General features: G+C 71.6%; 21 protein-coding genes. 14 read left to right on the forward strand and 7 right to left on the reverse strand.

Annotation, left to right across the window (positions count from 1 at the left end; genetic code table 11):
* Positions 1-25 precede the first annotated feature (25 nt).
* Positions 26-1297 (forward strand): type VII secretion-associated serine protease mycosin, encoded by a 1272-nt coding sequence (gene mycP, locus OG286_RS25210; RefSeq protein ID WP_405365788.1) that lies wholly within the window; start codon positions 26-28, stop codon positions 1295-1297.
* A gap of 35 nt (positions 1298-1332) precedes the next feature.
* Here mycP and OG286_RS25215 read toward each other — a convergent pair whose 3' ends face one another.
* Positions 1333-1992 (reverse strand): NAD(P)-dependent oxidoreductase, encoded by a 660-nt coding sequence (locus OG286_RS25215; RefSeq protein ID WP_405365789.1) that lies wholly within the window; start codon positions 1990-1992, stop codon positions 1333-1335.
* 129 nt (positions 1993-2121) lie between these two features.
* Between OG286_RS25215 and OG286_RS25220 the strand changes: the two genes are divergently transcribed.
* Positions 2122-2535 carry a winged helix-turn-helix transcriptional regulator gene (locus OG286_RS25220; protein ID WP_405365790.1) on the forward strand — a complete coding sequence of 138 codons (414 nt, stop codon included), beginning with the start codon at positions 2122-2124 and terminating at the stop codon, positions 2533-2535.
* Between the two features lie 159 nt (positions 2536-2694).
* On the forward strand, positions 2695-3264 hold the full coding sequence (locus tag OG286_RS25225; protein ID WP_396322726.1) for a DinB family protein: 570 nt from the start codon (positions 2695-2697) through the stop codon (positions 3262-3264).
* A 54-nt stretch (positions 3265-3318) separates the two neighbouring features.
* Here OG286_RS25225 and OG286_RS25230 read toward each other — a convergent pair whose 3' ends face one another.
* A complete protein-coding gene (locus OG286_RS25230) occupies positions 3319-3762 on the reverse strand; it encodes an RNA polymerase sigma factor (protein ID WP_396322725.1) in 444 nt (147 codons plus the stop codon).
* 667 nt (positions 3763-4429) lie between these two features.
* Positions 4430-4954 carry a hypothetical protein gene (locus tag OG286_RS25235; RefSeq protein WP_396322724.1) on the reverse strand — a complete coding sequence of 175 codons (525 nt, stop codon included), beginning with the start codon at positions 4952-4954 and terminating at the stop codon, positions 4430-4432.
* A gap of 255 nt (positions 4955-5209) precedes the next feature.
* Between OG286_RS25235 and OG286_RS25240 the strand changes: the two genes are divergently transcribed.
* Complete coding sequence (locus OG286_RS25240) at positions 5210-6262, forward strand: hypothetical protein (RefSeq protein WP_396322723.1); 1053 nt, start codon at positions 5210-5212, stop codon at positions 6260-6262.
* A gap of 6 nt (positions 6263-6268) precedes the next feature.
* Here OG286_RS25240 and OG286_RS25245 read toward each other — a convergent pair whose 3' ends face one another.
* Together OG286_RS25245 and OG286_RS25250 are read right to left on the reverse strand one after the other, a co-directional pair.
* A complete protein-coding gene (locus OG286_RS25245) occupies positions 6269-6859 on the reverse strand; it encodes an isochorismatase family protein (protein WP_396322722.1) in 591 nt (196 codons plus the stop codon).
* A 154-nt stretch (positions 6860-7013) separates the two neighbouring features.
* Positions 7014-8330, reverse strand: a complete 1317-nt coding sequence (locus tag OG286_RS25250) for a nicotinate phosphoribosyltransferase (RefSeq protein ID WP_396322721.1) — start codon at positions 8328-8330, stop codon at positions 7014-7016.
* A 154-nt stretch (positions 8331-8484) separates the two neighbouring features.
* On the opposite strand from OG286_RS25250, the gene clpS reads away from it, so the two are divergent.
* The 7 genes from clpS (at position 8485) to OG286_RS25285 (ending at position 13231) form a co-directional block, all read left to right on the forward strand.
* On the forward strand, positions 8485-8778 hold the full coding sequence (gene clpS, locus OG286_RS25255; protein ID WP_148644646.1) for an ATP-dependent Clp protease adapter ClpS: 294 nt from the start codon (positions 8485-8487) through the stop codon (positions 8776-8778).
* Between the two features lie 59 nt (positions 8779-8837).
* The gene (locus OG286_RS25260; RefSeq protein WP_396322720.1) at positions 8838-9413 is read left to right on the forward strand and encodes a DUF2017 domain-containing protein; all 576 of its coding nucleotides are present in this window, start codon (positions 8838-8840) and stop codon (positions 9411-9413) included.
* Positions 9414-9600: 187 nt separating this feature from the next.
* On the forward strand, positions 9601-11043 hold the full coding sequence (locus OG286_RS25265; RefSeq protein ID WP_405359970.1) for an amino acid permease: 1443 nt from the start codon (positions 9601-9603) through the stop codon (positions 11041-11043).
* 67 nt (positions 11044-11110) lie between these two features.
* A complete protein-coding gene (locus tag OG286_RS25270; RefSeq protein WP_396322718.1) occupies positions 11111-11542 on the forward strand; it encodes a Mov34/MPN/PAD-1 family protein in 432 nt (143 codons plus the stop codon).
* 139 nt (positions 11543-11681) lie between these two features.
* Positions 11682-11801, forward strand: a complete 120-nt coding sequence (locus OG286_RS25275; protein ID WP_327677307.1) for a putative leader peptide — start codon at positions 11682-11684, stop codon at positions 11799-11801.
* A 103-nt stretch (positions 11802-11904) separates the two neighbouring features.
* Positions 11905-12183, forward strand: a complete 279-nt coding sequence (locus OG286_RS25280; RefSeq protein ID WP_396322717.1) for a MoaD/ThiS family protein — start codon at positions 11905-11907, stop codon at positions 12181-12183.
* A 79-nt stretch (positions 12184-12262) separates the two neighbouring features.
* Entirely contained in the window at positions 12263-13231 is a 969-nt protein-coding gene (locus tag OG286_RS25285; protein WP_396322716.1) for a PLP-dependent cysteine synthase family protein, read from the forward strand.
* A 4-nt stretch (positions 13232-13235) separates the two neighbouring features.
* Here the strand turns inward: OG286_RS25285 and OG286_RS25290 are convergent, their stop codons facing one another.
* On the reverse strand, positions 13236-13703 hold the full coding sequence (locus tag OG286_RS25290) for a type II toxin-antitoxin system PemK/MazF family toxin (RefSeq protein WP_396322715.1): 468 nt from the start codon (positions 13701-13703) through the stop codon (positions 13236-13238).
* A gap of 183 nt (positions 13704-13886) precedes the next feature.
* Here OG286_RS25290 and OG286_RS25295 point away from each other — a divergent pair, with 183 nt between their 5' ends.
* The 3 genes from OG286_RS25295 to OG286_RS25305 all read left to right on the forward strand — a co-directional run bounded on the left by OG286_RS25295 (position 13887) and on the right by OG286_RS25305 (position 15467).
* Complete coding sequence (locus OG286_RS25295) at positions 13887-14078, forward strand: MerR family transcriptional regulator (protein WP_396322714.1); 192 nt, start codon at positions 13887-13889, stop codon at positions 14076-14078.
* 197 nt (positions 14079-14275) lie between these two features.
* A complete protein-coding gene (locus tag OG286_RS25300) occupies positions 14276-15022 on the forward strand; it encodes an MBL fold metallo-hydrolase (RefSeq protein WP_396322713.1) in 747 nt (248 codons plus the stop codon).
* Between the two features lie 211 nt (positions 15023-15233).
* Positions 15234-15467, forward strand: coding sequence for a hypothetical protein (locus OG286_RS25305; protein ID WP_396322712.1), 234 nt, complete (start codon positions 15234-15236; stop codon positions 15465-15467).
* 391 nt (positions 15468-15858) lie between these two features.
* Here the strand turns inward: OG286_RS25305 and OG286_RS25310 are convergent, their stop codons facing one another.
* Entirely contained in the window at positions 15859-17136 is a 1278-nt protein-coding gene (locus OG286_RS25310; RefSeq protein ID WP_396322711.1) for a PTS transporter subunit EIIC, read from the reverse strand.
* Between the last annotated feature and the right edge of the window lie 271 nt (positions 17137-17407).

Raw genomic sequence — 17407 nt, forward strand, 5'->3', positions numbered from 1 at the left:
GACTGCTGGAGCCTTGTTGTGGGGGATGGCGTCATCACCGGCGGCGGCGGATCAGATCAGAGACTCACAGTGGCCACTGAAGACGTTCGAAGCCGAGACGAAGGTCTGGCCGGTAAGCCAAGGCGATGGTGTTGTTGTTGCCGTGGTTGACAGTGGCGTCAACCAGGATCATCAGGATCTCATCGGTCAGGTGTTGCCCGGCGCTGATTTCTCCGGAGGGACGTCGGACGGTCGGAAGGACGATGACGGACACGGCACCGGAATGGCAAGTTTGATCGCGGGTATCGGACACGGCTCGCAAGCGGGGATCAAGGGCATCGCGCCGAAGGCCAAGATCCTTCCCGTTAAAGTCACGGCCAAGGACGAATTGTTCAGTGCTCAGCAATCGGGTTTTGCGCAGGCCGTAAAATTCTCCGTGGATCACGGTGCGAAGGTCATCAACATCTCCCTCGGGGGCTACTTGAGGACCGATCCGGAGGCGCGTGATGCGATCAAGTATGCCGTGACCAAGGACGTTGTCGTCGTGGCGTCCACAGGAAACAGCGGAGACAAGTCCAAGCCCGTTGACTACCCAGCTGCGTTCCCTGGGGTGGTAGCGGTTGCGGCGGTCGATGAACAGGGCAAGGCGTGGGAGAAATCCACCTTCGGGCCCGAAACCACGATCGCCGCCCCAGGTGTAGAGGTCTATCGGGCCACTGCCAAGTCCACATCGGCCTACGGTGTCGGCAACGGAACGTCCGATGCCACCGCCTATGTTTCCGCCACGGCAGCTCTCATTCGCTCGAAGTACCCCAGTCTCTCCGCCGGTCAGGTCATCAATCGGATGATCAAGAGTGCCACTCCGCCCCCGGACGGTTCCTCGGTGCCAAACGCCCATTACGGCTACGGGACCGTGTCCCCGGCCAAGGCTTTGGAGCCGAACCCGGCTGTTGACGGGGGCCCGAAGGAGAACCCGCTGCTGGGCCGGGCCGAGTCGCAGGGGGCTCCGGACGATGGTGCGGAGGACCCCTCCGGGGTGCCGCCCGCGGTGCCGGCTGCCGCGGCCGAGGGGAACCAGGGGATCACGTACACGCTGATCGGTGCAGGGGTGCTGTTCGGGCTGGTCCTCGTCGCCGTCTGTGTGCTGGTGGTGGCGCGCGGTCGGCAGCGGCGGTCGGCCGTGGCGGTGCCCGGTGCTGCCGGGTACCCGTATCCGGTACCACCGCCCGCCGGTCCTCCGGGGCAGCAGGGCTACGGCCATGCCCCGCCGCCGCAGCAGCAGCCTCCGGTGCCGCCGACGGGTAACCCGTACCAGTAGGTCGGAGCCCGACCTCCGCCGAGAGGCCACACCGGCTACTCGGCGACGGCGATCTGCTCACGGTGGTGGGCGGGGGCGGTGAGTTCGTCGACCACGGCGACCGCGAGGTCGGCCTGGGCGATCCGCTCGCCGAGGACCTGCGGGCCGCCGGTCCGGTAGCGGCCGGTTCGGGGGGCGGTGCGGTCGAGGTCGAGCGGCGGGGTGACGACGACCCAGTCGAGGGAGGTGTCGGACTCCCGCAGCAGGTCCAGGGCGAGGGCGTGGCCGAGCGAGAAGGTTCGGTAGGCCTCGGGGAAGTCGGGGTCGTCGTGGACGGCGGTGCCGGGCGCGGTCTCCAGGGTGGTGGCGACGCCGACGTGGACCAGCCGACGGACCTCGGCGGTGCCGAGGCCGGTCACCAGGGCGTCGGCGGTGGCCCGGTAGAAGTCCGCGGAGGGCACGTCGGGCGTGTAGACGGTGGAGACGGCGGCGGCGTGCCCGTGTGCGGCGGCGGCGACGTCGGCGGGGTCGGTGACGTCGCAGCGGACGAGGGTGACGCCCTCGTCGGCGAGGTCCGGGTGGCGTTCGGGATCGCGGACGGCGGCGGTGACCGCCAGCCCGCGCAGCCGGGCCTCGGTGACGACGGCGCGGCCGACCTGCCCGCCCGCGCCGTAGACGACGATGCCGCGGTCGATCTGCTCGTGGGTGCTGCTCATGACGGTCTCCGTCCGTTGGCCGGGGGCGTTGTCGCCACCGTTGCCGTGACGGTAGACCGGGGGGTGCCGGTTACTTCAACGGTACCGGCGGGGGCCTGCACGGATTCCGGGTCCGCTACCGTCGGTGCCATGTCGCAGACCGTGCTCGAATCCCTGGCGCCCGCGCCCCTGTCGGTGGACTTCTTCGACCTGGACTGCCCGGTGCAGTCGATGCCGGTGCTGGGCGGCAGGAAGTGGACCTGGAAGCTGATGCGCTGTCTGGAGGGAGGCCCGCGACGCTTCTCCGAACTGCGGGTGCCGCTGGTGGGCATCACGGCGAAGGTGCTGGCCGAGACGTTGCGCGCGATGGAGCACGACGGGGTGGTGACCCGGACCGACTACGACGAGAATCCACCGAGGGTGGAGTACGCGCTGACGCCGCTGGGCCAGTCGCTGCTGGGGCCGATGGACGCGGTCTGCGCGTGGAGCCGCGAACACCTGGCCGTCCTGCTGGAGGCCCGCGAGGCGTTCGAGCGGGAAGAGCAGGAAGAACGGGACGAGTAGGACGCCCGGGAGGAGCAGGCCGCCCGGGACGAGCAGGGCAGGCAGGAAGAGCAGGACGCACGCGCTGTCGGGCAGGCCGGCTGAGCCTGGCAGCATTTCGGCGGCCGCTGGCGCTATGACCGCTGGTGGGCCCGGTGCCGGGGCGGCCATCCTGGGCACATGACCACTCCCGAGAACGCCCCCGCCACCCCCGCCGACAGCATCGTCCCGGACACCAAGGACTGGACGTGGGTCCTGGAGCGCCCCTGCCCGGACTGCGGCCTGGAGTCGGCGGCCGTGTCCCGCGAGGCCGTCCCCGGGCTGATCCGGGACAACGCCGATGCCTGGGTGGCCGTGCTGGCCGGGGACGAGGAGGCGCTGCGCCGCCGTCCCCGCCCGGAGATCTGGTCGGACCTCGAGTACGCGTGCCATGTGCGGGACGTCTTCCGGCTGTTCCACTTCCGGTTGAACCTCATGCTCGACCAGGAGAACCCGGACTTCCCGAACTGGGACCAGGACGAGACGGCCGCCGCCGAGCGCTACTGGGAGGCGCAGCCGGAGGAGGTCGCGGCGGACCTGGCCGAGGCCGCGCGGGTCCTCGCGGACGCGTTCGAGCAGGTGTCCGGCGACCAGTGGCACCGCACCGGCAACCGCAGTGACGGTGCGCGCTTCACGGTGGAGTCGTTCTCCCACTACCTGGTCCACGACCCGGTCCACCACCTGTACGACGTGACGGGCGAGCGGGCCTGATCCTGCCGATCGGTACGCGACGCGGGGGAGTTGGGCGCGGGCGCCCGGCCGGGATCACCAGCCGGAGGCCTCGCGGAGCATGGTGCGGCGGAGTCGGCCGGCCACGCTGGCGGTGTCGGTGCCGATGACGTCGGCGATCTCGGGGGCGGCGAGGCCGACGATGTAGTGCAGGATCGCCAGGTCGTCGTCGGCGGGGTGGCTGGGCCGGGCCGGCGGGTCGGCCCGCAGGGTGTGCTCGTTGACCGTGCCGCGCAGGATCTGCCAGGCGTGCGCGGTCGGATTGGAGCTGCCCAGCAACTCGCGCCACTGGACGGCGATTTCGGTGAAGGCCTGCTGCACGGCGCCGGTCGCCTCGGCGTGGTCCGGCAGCCAGACCCGGGCGTAGCTGAGGTAACGCGGCCGGTGCAGCTCGCAGAACGCCGCGAACTCCAGCGGTACGACGGACGGATCGCCGGGCGCCGGGGGAGGCTCGGCGGTGCTGTCATGACGGTTGGTCATCTCGGCTTCTCGGCAAGTGAGATGGGCTTCTGACGGTCGATCATCTGTGCTCACTCTACGGTAGGCGCTCGGTGCTCTGGGTGACCAATCGGATTGAATGCCCGGAACGTGCCGCCGCTCGGCCGGTTCCGGCGGTGGCCGGGTGCGGGTCGACGGGCGGCGGGGTGGCGCGGGGCCGGTGGTGGGGGTGGTGCGCAGCGCTGCCAGGGTCGCGAGAGTGAGAGCGTCATGGCCGGTCAGCCAGGGTGGTCGGCGGGGAGCGGTGGAGCGGTTGATGGGCCACCGTAGGCGGTCCGGTGGCTCCCGTCCACACCCGAGGCGTGAAGCCGCGCCCGCGCCACCTGTCGCGCGCGCGGAGGGTGGGAGCGGGCGCGGACGTGGGTGCGCGGGTGGGTGGTGCGCTCCCCCGGGCGGCGGCGCGCCGGGGTGGGTGGGGCTGCCGTCCGGGGTGGCGAAGGGGCGGTTCCGGGGTGGCGGAGGCGGGCCGTCCGACGCCCGCCGTCCGGCCCCGCTCGCGCCCGCCGTCCGGCCCCCAGACGGCACCAACCGTCCGGCACCCGCCGTCCGGCCCCCGTTCGTGCCCGCCGCGCCCGCCTCCGCCGGACGGAGCAGTACGGAGTGGGGGGCAATGGCAAGGAGCCGCTGGGGAAACCGGTATGACGCTCATTCAGCCCAGTTGCCGGGCTTCCGAGGGGGAGGGTCGGTCGTCCGTCGCGGTGCTCCGCCCGAGCTGGGCGGGAAACGAATCGACAGCCCTCTGCCGCGCCGGTCCGGCCGCTGCCGCCGCATTCTCCGCCGCGCCCTCCTCGCGCCGCCGGAAGGCCTCGTCGGCGCCGTCGGCCCCGTCGGTTCCGCTCCGCCCCCGGCCGGCGGTCGCGCGGGCGGCCTGTTCCTCGGCCGCCTGTCTCGCGGCCAGGTAGGCCTGGACGGCGGCCATCCCGTAGACCGGCTGGATCAGCTGGTGGCCCTTGAAGAAGGGTCTGGCCGGGGCGAATCCGGCGGCGACCACGAGGTCGCGGATCTCGGCTATCTCGGCCTCGCTGCGGGCCGTGAAGCGGACCTCCCAGCCCTTCTTGTACGTATGGCCCTGTTCGCCGCTGCGGCGGGCCGGGTCCGGCCGGCGGACGTATCCGGGCAGGCGGCCGAGGCGGAGCTGGGCCGCGCGGAGGCCGGCGGTCTCGTCACGTGACATGAACTAAGGGTAGGCAATCCAGGGAGCTGGAGTGACGCCCGGCGGCGCTTCGGCGTATGCCCTTGGTCACTCACGGTCAGAAGCGCTGGTCGTTGATCGGCTTCGGCCGGGGCCGGCAATCCCGTGACCTCCCATTACTCCGAATGGGTGAGGGTATGGGGACTTTAGTGCAGGCTGGTCCCGGTTTCGCGACGGTTGGGTAACAGTGCGTCAGGCGGCCGATGGCCGGTCCGGGCTGTTGGGGATGGTGTCGGCATGAGCTACCGGATTCCCTCGCCGCCACCTTCCCTGGAGGAACTGGCGAAGCGTCAGCAGAACGTCATCACCGCCAGCCAGCTGCGCGCCCGGGGCGTGCCGGCCCGGGTCGTCAGCGGGCACTGCCGCCGCGGCGGCCCGTGGCAGCGCCTGCTGCCCCGGGTCTACCTGCTGCAGTCCGGCGAGCCGACCCCGGAGCAGCGGATGTGGGCCGCGCTGCTGTACGCGGCGCAGAACGGCCGTGAGGAGGGCCGCCGTGAGGGTGCGGTGATCACCGGCACCGCCGCACTGGCGCTGTACGGCTTCGCCGCGGTGCCCCGGCTGCCGGCCGTCACGGGGGTGGATGTCCTGGTGCCCCGTCAGCGTCGGCTCAAGGACGCCGGGGAGGTGCGGATCCGGCGCACCGAAAGGGAGTTGGTGGCCCGCTCGGTGCACGGCCTGGCCTGTGCGCCGGTCGCCCGGGCGGTGGCGGACGCGCTGCGCGAGTGGACGGCCGAGGGCGCGGCGCCGGAGTTCGGCGGGGGCGCCGCGCTGCCGGTCCGCGAGGTGCTGCGGGAGGCCGTGGGCCGGCCCGGCTCCCGGATGGGGCGGCCCGAGGCCCGCTGCACCGTGAGGGAGCTGGTCGCCGAGCTGACCGAGTCCGGGCTCGCGGCCGACCTGCGGGTGCGGGCCGCGCTGGACGAGCTGCTCTCCGAGGAGCGGGACGCCGTGCTGGCGCGGCTCGGTGAGCTCGCCGACGAGTGGCTGCTGCCCGCCCCGCTGGCCGGCCCGGAGCTGCGGATGCGCGGCGGCACCTACATCGCCGTGCCGGACCTCTACTGGCCGCAGGCGGGCGTGGCGGTGGAGGTCGACTCGGAGCTGCGCTGCGTCAGCGAGGGGGAGGCCGCCTGGGTGCGCGGCGGCCAGCACCGCATGGAGTACCTGGGGATCCGGGTGGTCTACCTCTCCGGTGTCAGGCTGGCCGCCGAGCCGGACGCGGTCGGCGCCGAACTGTGCGAGGCTTTCCGGAAGGGTGGCACCGACGTGGTGGAAATGCTGGTCGGTGCGGGCTGACCGGGTTCAGCCGCGCACCGTCGGGGTGCCGACCAGCTCGACCCCGGCCGCCCGCAGCTCCTCCAGCGCGGCGGCGGTGGTGTCCGGCGCCACACCCGCCGTCAGGTCCAGCAGGACGCGGGTGGTGAAGCCCGCCCGGGCCGCGTCCAGCGCGGTGGCCTTGACGCAGTGGTCGGTGGCCAGGCCGACCACGTCCACCTCGGTGACCTGACGCTCGCGCAGCCAGTCGATCGGCCCGCGGTTGTTCTCGTCCAGCCCCTCGAAGCCGCTGTACGCCGCCGCGTAGGCGCCCTTGTCGAAGACGGCCTCGATGGCGCCGGAGGTGACCGACGGCGCGAAGTTGGGGTGGAAGCCCACCCCCTCGGTGCCCGCCACGCAGTGCACCGGCCAGCTGTCGACGTAGTCCGGGTGGTCCGAGAAGTGGTCGCCCGGGTCGATGTGGTTGTCGCGGGTGGCGAGGACGTGCTGGTACCCGGGGCGGGCCTCGGCGATCAGGTCGGTGATCGAGGCGGCGACCTCGGCCCCGCCGGCGACGGCCAGACTGCCGCCCTCGCAGAAGTCGTTCTGCACGTCGACGACGATCAGTGCCCGGTGCATGGCTCGCATCCTCGGTTGTGGGGGGTGGTGCGCTGGTTCTGTGCGCTTCCGGTGGGAACTCTACGGTCGACTGTAGGCAGTGGCACCCGGGGGCGGAAGGCCCGGGGAGCACCCGGGTCCGTGCCCCCGTGGGCCCGGCGGCCGCGGAGCGGTGTCACAGGAGCAGTTCGGTCGCCAGCACCGGGTCGCCCTTGGACAGTTGGGTGGCCGACAGCGGCAGCCCCGCCCGGGCCCGGACGTGCCGCTCGCGCGCGGCGCTCAGCGGCTCCCGGCCGACCACCTCGCCGGCCAGCACCAGCGGCACCTGCATCAGGTGCGGCTCCAGCTCGGCCGGGACCGGCCCGGTGCCGACCACCTCGGCCTCGGCCGCGCCGTCCGCGTCGGGCCGCCGGGCCGCCCACTTGCGGCCGCCGATGCTGGTCTTGCCGCCGGCGGCGCGCTTGGCGACCGCGACCAGCGGCCCGTCCTCGGACTCGGCCCGGGCGACCAGCTTGTAGACCATCGCGCAGGTCGGGTGGCCGCTGCCGGTGACCAGGCTGGTGCCGACGCCGTAGCCGTCCACCGGGGCGGCGGCCAGCGCGGCGATCGCGTACTCGTCGAGGTCCGAGGTGACGATGATCCTCGTCTTGTGGGCGCCGAGCTCGTCCAACTGGCGGCGGACCCGGTGCGCCAGCAGGGTGAGGTCGCCGGAGTCGATCCGGACCGCGCCGAGCTCGGGGCCGGCCACCTCGACGGCCGTGCGGACCGCCTCGCGCAGGTCGAAGGTGTCGACCAGCAGTGTGGTGCCCTTGCCCATCGAGGCGATCTGCGCCCGGAACGCGTCCCGCTCGCTGTCGTGCACCAGTGTGAAGGCGTGCGCGGCGGTGCCGGTGGTCGGGATGCCGTAGGTGAACCCGGCCTCCAGGTCGGAGGTGGCGGAGAAGCCGGCCACGTACGCGGCCCGGGCGGCCGAGACGGCGGCCTGCTCGTGGGCGCGCCGGGCGCCCATCTCGATCACCGGGCGCCCGCCGGCCGCGGCGGTCATCCGGGAGGCGGCGGCGGCGATCGCCGAGTCGTGGTTGAGGACCGACAGGATCACCGTCTCCAGGATCACCGCCTCGGCGAAGGTGCCCTCGACGGTCAGCAGCGGCGACCCGGGGAAGTAGACCTCGCCCTCCGGGTAGCCGTGGATGTCGCCGGTGAACCGGTAGTCGGCCAGGAAGCGCAGGGTGTCGGTGTCGACGACGTTCTGTGCGGCCAGCCAGTCGAGCTGCACGGCGGTGAAGCGGAAGTTCTCGACGGCGTCCAGCACCCGGCCGGTCCCGGCCATGACGCCGTAGCGGCGGCCGCCGGGCAGTCGGCGGGTGAACACCTCGAAGACGGAGCGGCGGTGCGCGGCCCCGCTCTGCAGGGCGGCCTGCAGCATGGTGAGCTCGTAGCGGTCGGTGAGGAGCGCGGTCGAACCGGCCGCGCGCACTGAAGTGGCGTCCATGAGGATGATGCTACTACCACTTAGCGTCAGATTGACGATTTCTCGTGGGGGGCGTTCGCGCAGCCATGGGGCGGAATCGCCCGGAGGTCCCCCGGATGGCAGCATGGGGGCTGAAGGTGCAGGTACCCGGAGGAACGGCGAGGAGGACCCGGCGGTGAGTGTCGCGCCCGCAGAGATCGAGCGCCCGGAGGTCGAAGGCCTACCGGTGGCTGAGCCGGACACCCCCTGGGTGACCATCGTGCACAACGACCCGGTCAACCTGATGAGCTACGTCCAGTACGTCTTCCAGGCCTACTTCGGCTACCCGAAGGACAAGGCCCGGAAGCTGATGATGGAGGTGCACACCAAGGGTCGGGCGGTGGTCTCCAGCGGGTCCCGTGAGGAGATGGAGCGCGACGTGCAGGCGATGCACGGCTACGGCCTCTGGGCCACGCTCCAGCACGACTGAACCGCGGGCCGCGCCCTGGGGTATCACCGAAGACGACGAAGACGGGCTGACCGATACAGATGGCTGGGTTGTTCGAGAGTGGCGGCGGCGGGAGTGCGGCGATCGTGCTGGACGAGGTCGAGGCCTCGATCCTGCGATCCCTGGAAGTGCAGATGCTGGAGCTGATCGGCCCCGGCCCGGGTGGTGAGGGCGGGGATCCGCTCGCCGCGCTGTTCGCCGAGGGGCCGAGCGAGGCACCCTCCGACCCGGCGCTGGCCCGGCTCTTCCCGGACGCCTACCGGGATCCGGAGAAGCCCCAGGACGCCGAGGGCAAGGCGGCCTCCGGCGAGTTCCGCCGCTACACCGAGCTGGACCTGCGCGCTCGCAAGCGCGACGACGCGCTGCAGGTGGTCCGGGCGCTGGACGGTCTCGGCGGCGAGGGCGGGGTGCTCAAGCTGCCCGCCGGTGACTGCCCGCGCTGGCTGGGCGCGCTCAACGACCTGCGGCTGACCCTGGGCGTGCGACTGGAGATCACCGAGGAGGACGAGCAGGGTCTGTACGACCTGCCCGACACCGACGAGCGCAAGCCGCTGGTGATGGCGTACCTGTGGCTGGGGGCACTCCAGGAGTCGCTGCTGGAGGCGGTCTCGGACTGAATCGTGCCCGGTTCCGGGCAGCCCCGGCCCCACGTCCGCATGCTGGACAAGGGGTCGGGGCTTTTCCGTTCAAAACGGGCGAAACCATACCACTCCATGCTCAAATATCGCTCAGATGGACACCGCTGTCCGGAGTCTGCGTGGTACGACTTCTCCACCCCACGAGACCCATCCAGGACGGTGTGCCATGACCGAGAAGCTCTACGACGAAGTGGTCGGCACCAAACCGGACGAGGAGGGCTACGAGCGGGGGCTCGGCAGCCGCCAGATCCAGATGATCGCGATCGGCGGCGCCATCGGCACCGGCCTGTTCCTCGGCGCCGGCACCGCGATCTCCAAGTCCGGCCCGAGCCTGATCCTGTCGTACGCGGTGGCCGGCGTGGCGATCTTCGTGATCATGCGGGCGCTCGGTGAACTGCTCACCTACCGCCCGGTGTCCGGCAGCTTCGCCGAGTACGCCCGGGAGTTCGTCGGCCCCTTCGCGGGCTATGTGACGGGCTGGACGTACTGGCTGTTCTGGGTGGTCACGGGCATGGCGGAAACCACCGCGGCCGCCGTCTACGTGAAGTTCTGGGCACCCGGCATCCCGCAGTGGCTCAGCGCGCTGACGTTCCTGGTCATCCTCTACGCGGCCAACCTGATCTCGGTGAAGCTCTTCGGCGAGATCGAGTTCTGGTTCTCCATGGTCAAGGTCACCGCCATCATCGGCATGATCCTGATCGGCATCGGCGTGCTCACCCTCGGCTTCAGCGACGCCGGTGACACCGCGTCGATCACCAACCTCTGGAAGGACGGAGGCTTCTTCCCCAAGGGGATCGGCGCCACCGTGATGACGCTGCAGATCGTCATGTTCGCCTACCTCGGCGTGGAACTGGTCGGCGTCACCGCAGGCGAGAGCGAGAACCCGCAGAAGACCCTGCCGCGCGCGATCAACACCCTGCCGTGGCGCATCATGCTGTTCTACATCGGCGCCCTGGTGATCATCCTCTCGCTCGTCCCGTGGACCGAATTCCAGCCCGGCGTCAGCCCGTTCGTCGCCGCCTTCGGCAAGGTCGGCATCCCCGCCGCGGCCGGAATCATCAACTTCGTGGTGCTCACCGCCGCGCTCTCCTCCTGCAACTCCGGCATGTACTCCACCGGCCGGATGCTGCGCGACCTCGCCCTGCGCGGCCAGGCCCCCGGGCAGCTCACCAAGCTCAACTCCCGCCGCACCCCCGCCGCCGCGATCACCCTCTCCTCGCTGCTGATGGGCGCCGGCGTCGTCCTCAACTACCTCGTCCCCGCCAAGGCGTTCGAGTACATCACCTCGGTCGCCACCGTCTGCGGCCTCTGGACCTGGGCGATGATCCTGATCTGCCAGATCCGCTACCGCAAGTCCTGGAAGGGCGGCCACCTCCCGCCGCCGAGCTTCAAGGCGCCCGGCGGCCTCTGGAGCAGTTGGGCCGCGCTCGCCTTCCTCGTCCTGGTCGTCGTCCTGATCGCCCTGGACAAGGACAACCGCATCTCGCTGTACGTCTTCCCCGCCTGGGCCGTCGTGCTGGTGATCGGCTACCAGGTGCTCAAGCGCCGCAGCCCGGCCGCCGTCCACGCCGTCGCCCACGACCACCTGCACGCCCGCAACGGCGGCTGACGGCCCGGCGGACCAACGCCGTGGACGCCCCAGCGGGCAGCCGCCGGGGCGTGGCTATCCTGACCGCATGCTGACCATCACCCGAGAACTGCGCGACGCGATCGTCGCCCACGCCCGCGCCGACCACCCGGACGAGGCCTGTGGCGTGGTGGCAGGCCCGGCCGGCACCGGACGGCCCGAGCGGTTCATCCCGATGCTCAACGCCGCCCGCTCGCCCACCTTCTACGAGTTCGACTCGGGCGACCTGCTCAAGCTCTACCGCGAGATGGACGACCGGGACGAGGAGCCCGTGATCGTCTACCACTCGCACACCGCGACCGAGGCCTACCCCTCGCGCACCGACGTGAGCTACGCCTCCGAGCCGTTCGCCCACTACGTCCTGGTCTCCACCGCCGACGGCAACGGCCCGGACGACCCGTTCCAGTTCCGCTCGTTCCGCATCGTGGACGGCGAGATCGCAGAGGAAGACGTCCAGGTCGTCGAGGCCTACCAGCCCTGACCAGCACCCACCTGGGCGCGGCCCGCCGACTGCCCACGCGTTGTCGGCGGGCCGGTGTCATCTCGACAGCAGAAACAGAAACATCCGGATCGCGAGACGGGCATGTCTAAGCCAGGCCGGGAATCTATACGATGAGCCCATGCGTTCCGTCGATGTGAGCACCCAGGCCCCGGGCACCCGCCTCGTGGCGCGCCTGCACGTCGACCTGTGCCGGCTCGCCAGTGCGATCTGTCCCGGCACGCCCGCGCGCTCTCGCTGAGCCGCCCGCACAGGCCCGCCGCACGCCCTGCGCCCCGGGCCCGACCCGCCCTGCCGCGCCCGCTGCGGCCCACCCACCTCACGACTCGCACAGGAGCGCACCCATGGCCATCGAGGTCCGCATCCCGACCATCCTCCGCACCTACACCGACGGCGCCAAGGCCGTCGAGGGCACCGGCAGCAACCTCGGGGAACTCTTCCAGGACCTCGACGCCCGTCACCCGGGCATCGCCGCCCGCCTGCTGGAGGGCGGCGAGCTGCGCCGCTTCGTCAACGTCTACCTCAACGACGAGGACGTCCGCTTCCTGGCGGGCATCTCCACCGCCCTCGCCGACGGCGACAGCGTCACCATCCTGCCCGCCGTGGCCGGCGGCGCCCGCTGACCGCCCGCTCTCCCGCCCGCCCCGCGCAGGCGGGAGAGCCGCCGCTCCCGACCCTCACCGCCGTTGCCGGAGGCCCCCCTTGCGTTACGACAGCCCGCTCGAAGCCGTCGGCAACACCCCGCTGGTCCGCCTGCCCCGACTCTCCGCCGCCGTCCCCGGCAACACCGACGGCCGGGTCACCCTCTGGGCCAAGCTGGAGGACCGCAACCCCACCGGCTCCATCAAGGACCGCCCGGCGCTGCACATGATCGAGCGCGCCGAGGCCTCCGGACTGCTCACCCCCGGCTGCACCATCCTGGAGCCCACCAGCGGCAACACCGGCATCTCGCTCGCCATGGCGGCCAAGCTCAAGGGCTACCGGATGGTCTGCGTGATGCCCGAGAACACCAGCGAGGAACGCCGCGAACTGCTGCGCATGTGGGGCGCCGAGATCATCGCCTCCCCGGCCGCCGGCGGCTCCAACACCGCGGTACGGATCGCCAAGGAGATCGCCGCCGAGCACCCCGACTGGGTCATGCTCTACCAGTACGGCAATCCGGACAACGCCGGCGCCCACTACGCCACCACCGGCCCCGAGATCCTCGCCGACCTGCCCAGCGTCACCCACTTCGTGGCCGGCCTCGGCACCACCGGCACCCTGATGGGCGTCGGCCGCTTCCTGCGCGAGAAGGTCCCCGGCGTGCAGATCGTCGCCGCCGAGCCGCGCTACGACGACCTGGTCTACGGCCTGCGCAACCTCGACGAGGGCTTCGTTCCCGAGCTGTACGACGCCGAGGTGCTCACCACCCGCTTCTCGGTCGGCTCTGCCGACGCCGTCCGCCGCACCCGCGAACTCCTCCAGCAGGAGGGCATCTTCGCCGGCGTCTCCACCGGCGCCATCCTGCACGCCGCGCTCGGCGCCGGCCGTAAGGCCGCCGCGGCCGGGCAGCGCGCCGACATCGTCTTCGTCGTCGCCGACGGCGGCTGGAAGTACCTGTCCACCGGCATCTACACCGCAGAGTCCACCGAGGCCGCGGTCGAGGCGCTCCAGGGCCAGCTCTGGGCCTGACGCCTCACTGACCGGCCGACATCGCCCGCTGCGCGCGGGCCCAGATCTGCCGGTCCACCACGCCGGCCCGGCGGCGGAAGTCGGCGAGCGCCACCTCGCGCAGCTCGTCCGTCTCCAGCCAGCTGGTCCGGCCCTGGCGGTCGCCCACCGAGCCCGGCGGCAGCGGCAGCACCCCCGGGCGGTCGGCGTGGTGCTTGCTGGTGATCTTCGCGACGGTCGCGGTGCGGCTGTTCACCCGCAGCACCAGGCAGGGGCGGTCCTTCGTCCCCGGACCGTCCTCGAACGGCACCTGCGCCCACCAGATCTCCTGCGGTGCCGGGGCCTGCCCGCGCGACGCCCGCTCACGCGGGCGCGGGGCCGGACGGGACGGTGCCGGAGCCGACGCCCCGCGCGCCCGGCGGAGCAGGGCCGACACGGCCAACGCCAGGACCGCGACACCCGCCACGGCCAGGACCACCCAGATGCCAGTCATGCGGCGAACCGTACCGGGACCGCGCCCGCTCCCACCACTGTGGCCACCGTGACAGTTGAGCATTTATCCGTACCCTGCTCCCGGTTCGTCACGGAATGACCACAGAGTCCGATCTGCGGTAAAGCCGCCCCCGAGCGCCGGAAAAGCTGACCACGCACGCCCCCACACATCCCGGAGGCCCCCGTGAGCCGCAGCACCGACCTGTGGTCGTACGCCGAGATCGCCCGCCACATCAACGTCCGGCCGGAGACCGTCCGCAACTACCGCCGGCACGGCCTGCTCCCCGACCCGGACGTCATCGACGGCAGCGGCCACCCCCGCTGGTACCCCGACTCGATCAAGGCCTGGGCCCGTCGGCGCCCGGGCCACCGCTGAACCGCCGCCCCGGCCCCCGTCGAACCGCCGCCCCGGCGTTCTGGTGATTCCAGCCACAGCGCGGCACGGAGACGGGGGCAAAGTGCCCCTCCGCCCTTACCCTCGACACACGCGAGGGCAGCGCTGCCGGCCGGTTCACCGGCCCCGCACTGTCATGACCAGCGGCAGCCAGGACGTGTCGGGGCGGAGGGGCTCGGATGAAACTGACCGTGGTGGGGTGCTCGGGGAGCTTCCCGTCCGCCGACTCGCCGTGCTCCAGCTACCTCGTGGAGGCCGACGGCTACCGCGTCGTGCTCGACCTCGGCAACGGCGCACTCGGCGCCCTGCAGAAGTACGTCGACCTGTACGAGGTCGACGCCGTCCTGCTCAGCCACCTGCACGCCGACCACTGCGTCGACCTCTGCGCCTACTGGGTCGCCCGCAACTACCGCGCCGAGGGCTGTCCCGACCCGATGCCCGTCTACGGCCCGGCCGGCACCGCCGAGAGGCTCGCCCGCGCCTACGACATGCCGGAGAACCCCGGGATGAAGGAGGTCTTCGACTTCCGCACCCTCACCCCCGGCACCTTCGACCTCGGCCCGTTCCGGATCGAGGTCGCCCAAGTCAACCACCCCGTCGACGCGTTCGCCTTCCGGGTCGGACACGAAGGCCGCAGCCTCGTCTACTCCGGCGACACCGGCGAGAGCGCCGAACTCGTCGAGCTCGCCCGCGACACCGACCTCTTCCTCTGCGAAGCCGCCTACATCGACGGCCGCGACACCTACCGGGCCGTCCACCTCAACGGCCGCGAAGCCGGCGAGCACGCCACCGCCGCCCGCGCCCGCCGGCTCGTCCTCACCCACATCCCGCCGTGGACCGACGCCGAGCACAACCGCCGCGACGCCGCCGCCGCCTTCACCGGCCCCGTCGAGATCGCCCGGGCCGGCGCGGTGTACGAGATCTGAGCAGGTCGGCGGCGGTTCTCGCGGCCACGAAAACACCTTCGGAACCACCTGCAACCTCCCGTCCCCCCGGACGTCTGTCCAAGTGAGCGGCGGGGAAGCCGCTCGTAACGGCCGGGCCTGTCAGGCCGGCAACCACCCATGTCACCGTACGTCCACGTCGTGCTGCCCGGAGGCGTCCGCGCCGGCCGGGCAGGTTCCGGGGGGAACACCCATGCGTCAGAAGCAGCTCAACCGTGCCCTGCGCCGAATCCGCGGCGTCGTACCGGCCGTCGTCGTCACCGCCGGGCTGGTCGCCGGTGCCACGGTGACCGCCGCGCCGGCGTTCGCCGACGCCGGGCCGCTCGGCCTCGCCGTCCACGCCCCGGTCGTGATCGGCGCCGCCGGCGCACCGGTAACTGGCGGGGCATGGCGAGGCCTTGGCTTTCCTCGTACGGGAGCGGTGTGAGCGCGGGTGCGGGCGGGCACGCGGCGGCGGCCCGGACGGCGGGCGGTCACGTGCGACGGGAAGCGGGGCCGGGGCGCGGCGGGGCGTCAGTCGGGCGGCGGCGGGGGAACGGTCAGGTCAGGCGCAACACGCCGCCGACCACACGCGACCGAAGTCGATGTGGCTGCGGGTGACCAGGATGCGCCGGGCGTTCACCGCTTCGGTTGACCAGCGGCCCTGCCGGTTCGTCAACCGTCGTCTCACTGCCGGGCCCCGGGGGTGGGACGGGGAGGGAGGAGCGGGGGCGAGGGGCGGCGCGGCAGGGGCGGGGCATGCGAACGGCCCCGCCCTACCGCTCGGGGGAGCGAGCGGCAGGGGCGGGGCCGGGGGTGCTGCGGGTCGCACCTCGGCGTCAGGCCTTGGTGACGTCCTCGATCTCGTCGTCGTCCTCGCGACCGGGGGTCTTGAGGTTGAACTTGACGATCGCGAAGCGGAAGAGGAAGTAGTAGAGCGCGGCGAACGCGATACCGATCGGGATGATCATCCACGGGTCGGTGGCCTTGTTCCAGGCCAGGGCGTAGTCGATCAGGCCGCCGGAGAAGGTGAAGCCGTCGTGCACACCGAGCGCCCAGGTGAGGGCCATCGAGACGGCGGTCAGCACCGCGTGGATGACGTACAGGGCCGGGGCGATGAAGACGAATGCGAACTCGATCGGCTCGGTGACACCGGTGACGAAGGAGGTCAGCGCCAGCGACAGCATCATGCCGGTGACGGCCTTGCGGCGGTGCGGCTTGGCGGTGTGGGCGATGGCGAACGCCGCGGCGGGCAGGGCGAACATCATGATCGGGAAGAAGCCCGACATGAACTGTCCGGCGGTCGGGTCGCCGGCGAAGAATCGGGTCAGGTCACCGTGGACGACGGTGCCGTCGGGCTTGGTGAAGTCACCGGTCTGGAACCAGGCGTAGGAGTTCACGAACTGGTGCATGCCGACGGGCAGCAGACCGCGGTTGACCAGACCGAAGGCGCCCGCACCGAACGCGCCGGCGCCGATCAGGGTGTCGTTCAGGCTCTTGATGGCGTCGCCGATCGGGCCCCAGGTCAGGGCGAAGAGGACACCGACGGCGGTGCCGACGAAGGCCATGATGATCGGGACGAGACGGCGGCCGTTGAAGAAGCCGAGCCAGTCGACCAGCCGGGTGCGGTGGTACTTCTGCCACAGCACGGCGGAGAGCAGACCGATCACGATGCCGCCGAGCACGCCCGGGTTCTGGTACGTGGCGGCGGTGTACTTGCCGTCGGCGACCACGGCCTCGGTGACCGGGAACGCGGTCAGCACGTTCTTGTAGACCAGGAAGCCGACGAGCGCGGCGAGCGCGGTGGAGCCGTCCGCCTTCTTGGCGAAGCCGATCGCGATGCCCACCGCGAACAGCAGCGGCAGGTTGGCGAAGACCGCGTCACCGGCGGTGGCGAACACCGCGGCGACCTTGTTCCAGCCGAGGCCGTCCTTGCCGAACACGTCGTCCTGGCCGAGGCGCAGCAGCAGACCGGCGGCAGGGAGAACGGCGATGGGCAGCTGGAGGCTGCGGCCGATCTTCTGCAGGCCCTGCAGCAGGTTCTGGCCGAACTTCTTGGTGGGGCTTGGCGTGGCCGGAGCCGCGGCGGGCGCCGGCGCCTGCGCAGACTGACTCATGGGGGTGGGTTCCTAACGGCAGGGCGGGTCGGTCGGGGGTAGGTGCACAGGGGGCCGAACCGCGAACTGGTCTACACCACACGTGGTGTAGACCAGTTTTGTAGCACGGGTGGAGAAGGGGGGGAACCCCTGAAAGCGGTGCTGGTGAGAAGCGCTATGAAATCGAAACCTACTTGCGGATCGACGATCATGATTACCCGCCGCGATTGGCATTTTGGCTATTTGCGCAACAAAAAGAGCCGGCCGTCCGGCGGGGGCCGGTCGGCGGGGC

It is taken from the genome of Kitasatospora sp. NBC_00039, from assembly GCF_045160625.1.
Taxonomy (GTDB): Bacteria; Actinomycetota; Actinomycetes; order Streptomycetales; family Streptomycetaceae; genus Kitasatospora.

What these genes read in the sequence shown, in the direction of transcription:
- OG286_RS25250 (WP_396322721.1), bottom strand. Translation starts at nt 8,330, where the DNA reads ATGGACGCCACTTCAGTGCGCGCGGCCGGTTCGACCGCGCTCCTCACC.
- OG286_RS25280 (WP_396322717.1), top strand. Translation starts at nt 11,905, where the DNA reads ATGGCCATCGAGGTCCGCATCCCGACCATCCTCCGCACCTACACCGAC.
- OG286_RS25225 (WP_396322726.1), top strand. Translation starts at nt 2,695, where the DNA reads ATGACCACTCCCGAGAACGCCCCCGCCACCCCCGCCGACAGCATCGTC.
- OG286_RS25235 (WP_396322724.1), bottom strand. Translation starts at nt 4,954, where the DNA reads ATGTCACGTGACGAGACCGCCGGCCTCCGCGCGGCCCAGCTCCGCCTC.
- OG286_RS25275 (WP_327677307.1), top strand. Translation starts at nt 11,682, where the DNA reads ATGCGTTCCGTCGATGTGAGCACCCAGGCCCCGGGCACCCGCCTCGTG.
- OG286_RS25215 (WP_405365789.1), bottom strand. Translation starts at nt 1,992, where the DNA reads ATGAGCAGCACCCACGAGCAGATCGACCGCGGCATCGTCGTCTACGGC.
- OG286_RS25240 (WP_396322723.1), top strand. Translation starts at nt 5,210, where the DNA reads ATGAGCTACCGGATTCCCTCGCCGCCACCTTCCCTGGAGGAACTGGCG.
- OG286_RS25245 (WP_396322722.1), bottom strand. Translation starts at nt 6,859, where the DNA reads ATGCACCGGGCACTGATCGTCGTCGACGTGCAGAACGACTTCTGCGAG.
- OG286_RS25300 (WP_396322713.1), top strand. Translation starts at nt 14,276, where the DNA reads ATGAAACTGACCGTGGTGGGGTGCTCGGGGAGCTTCCCGTCCGCCGAC.
- OG286_RS25310 (WP_396322711.1), bottom strand. Translation starts at nt 17,136, where the DNA reads ATGAGTCAGTCTGCGCAGGCGCCGGCGCCCGCCGCGGCTCCGGCCACG.
- OG286_RS25230 (WP_396322725.1), bottom strand. Translation starts at nt 3,762, where the DNA reads ATGACCAACCGTCATGACAGCACCGCCGAGCCTCCCCCGGCGCCCGGC.
- mycP (WP_405365788.1), top strand. Translation starts at nt 26, where the DNA reads ATGGCGTCATCACCGGCGGCGGCGGATCAGATCAGAGACTCACAGTGG.
- OG286_RS25260 (WP_396322720.1), top strand. Translation starts at nt 8,838, where the DNA reads ATGGCTGGGTTGTTCGAGAGTGGCGGCGGCGGGAGTGCGGCGATCGTG.
- OG286_RS25220 (WP_405365790.1), top strand. Translation starts at nt 2,122, where the DNA reads ATGTCGCAGACCGTGCTCGAATCCCTGGCGCCCGCGCCCCTGTCGGTG.
- OG286_RS25290 (WP_396322715.1), bottom strand. Translation starts at nt 13,703, where the DNA reads ATGACTGGCATCTGGGTGGTCCTGGCCGTGGCGGGTGTCGCGGTCCTG.
- OG286_RS25270 (WP_396322718.1), top strand. Translation starts at nt 11,111, where the DNA reads ATGCTGACCATCACCCGAGAACTGCGCGACGCGATCGTCGCCCACGCC.
- OG286_RS25265 (WP_405359970.1), top strand. Translation starts at nt 9,601, where the DNA reads ATGACCGAGAAGCTCTACGACGAAGTGGTCGGCACCAAACCGGACGAG.
- OG286_RS25305 (WP_396322712.1), top strand. Translation starts at nt 15,234, where the DNA reads ATGCGTCAGAAGCAGCTCAACCGTGCCCTGCGCCGAATCCGCGGCGTC.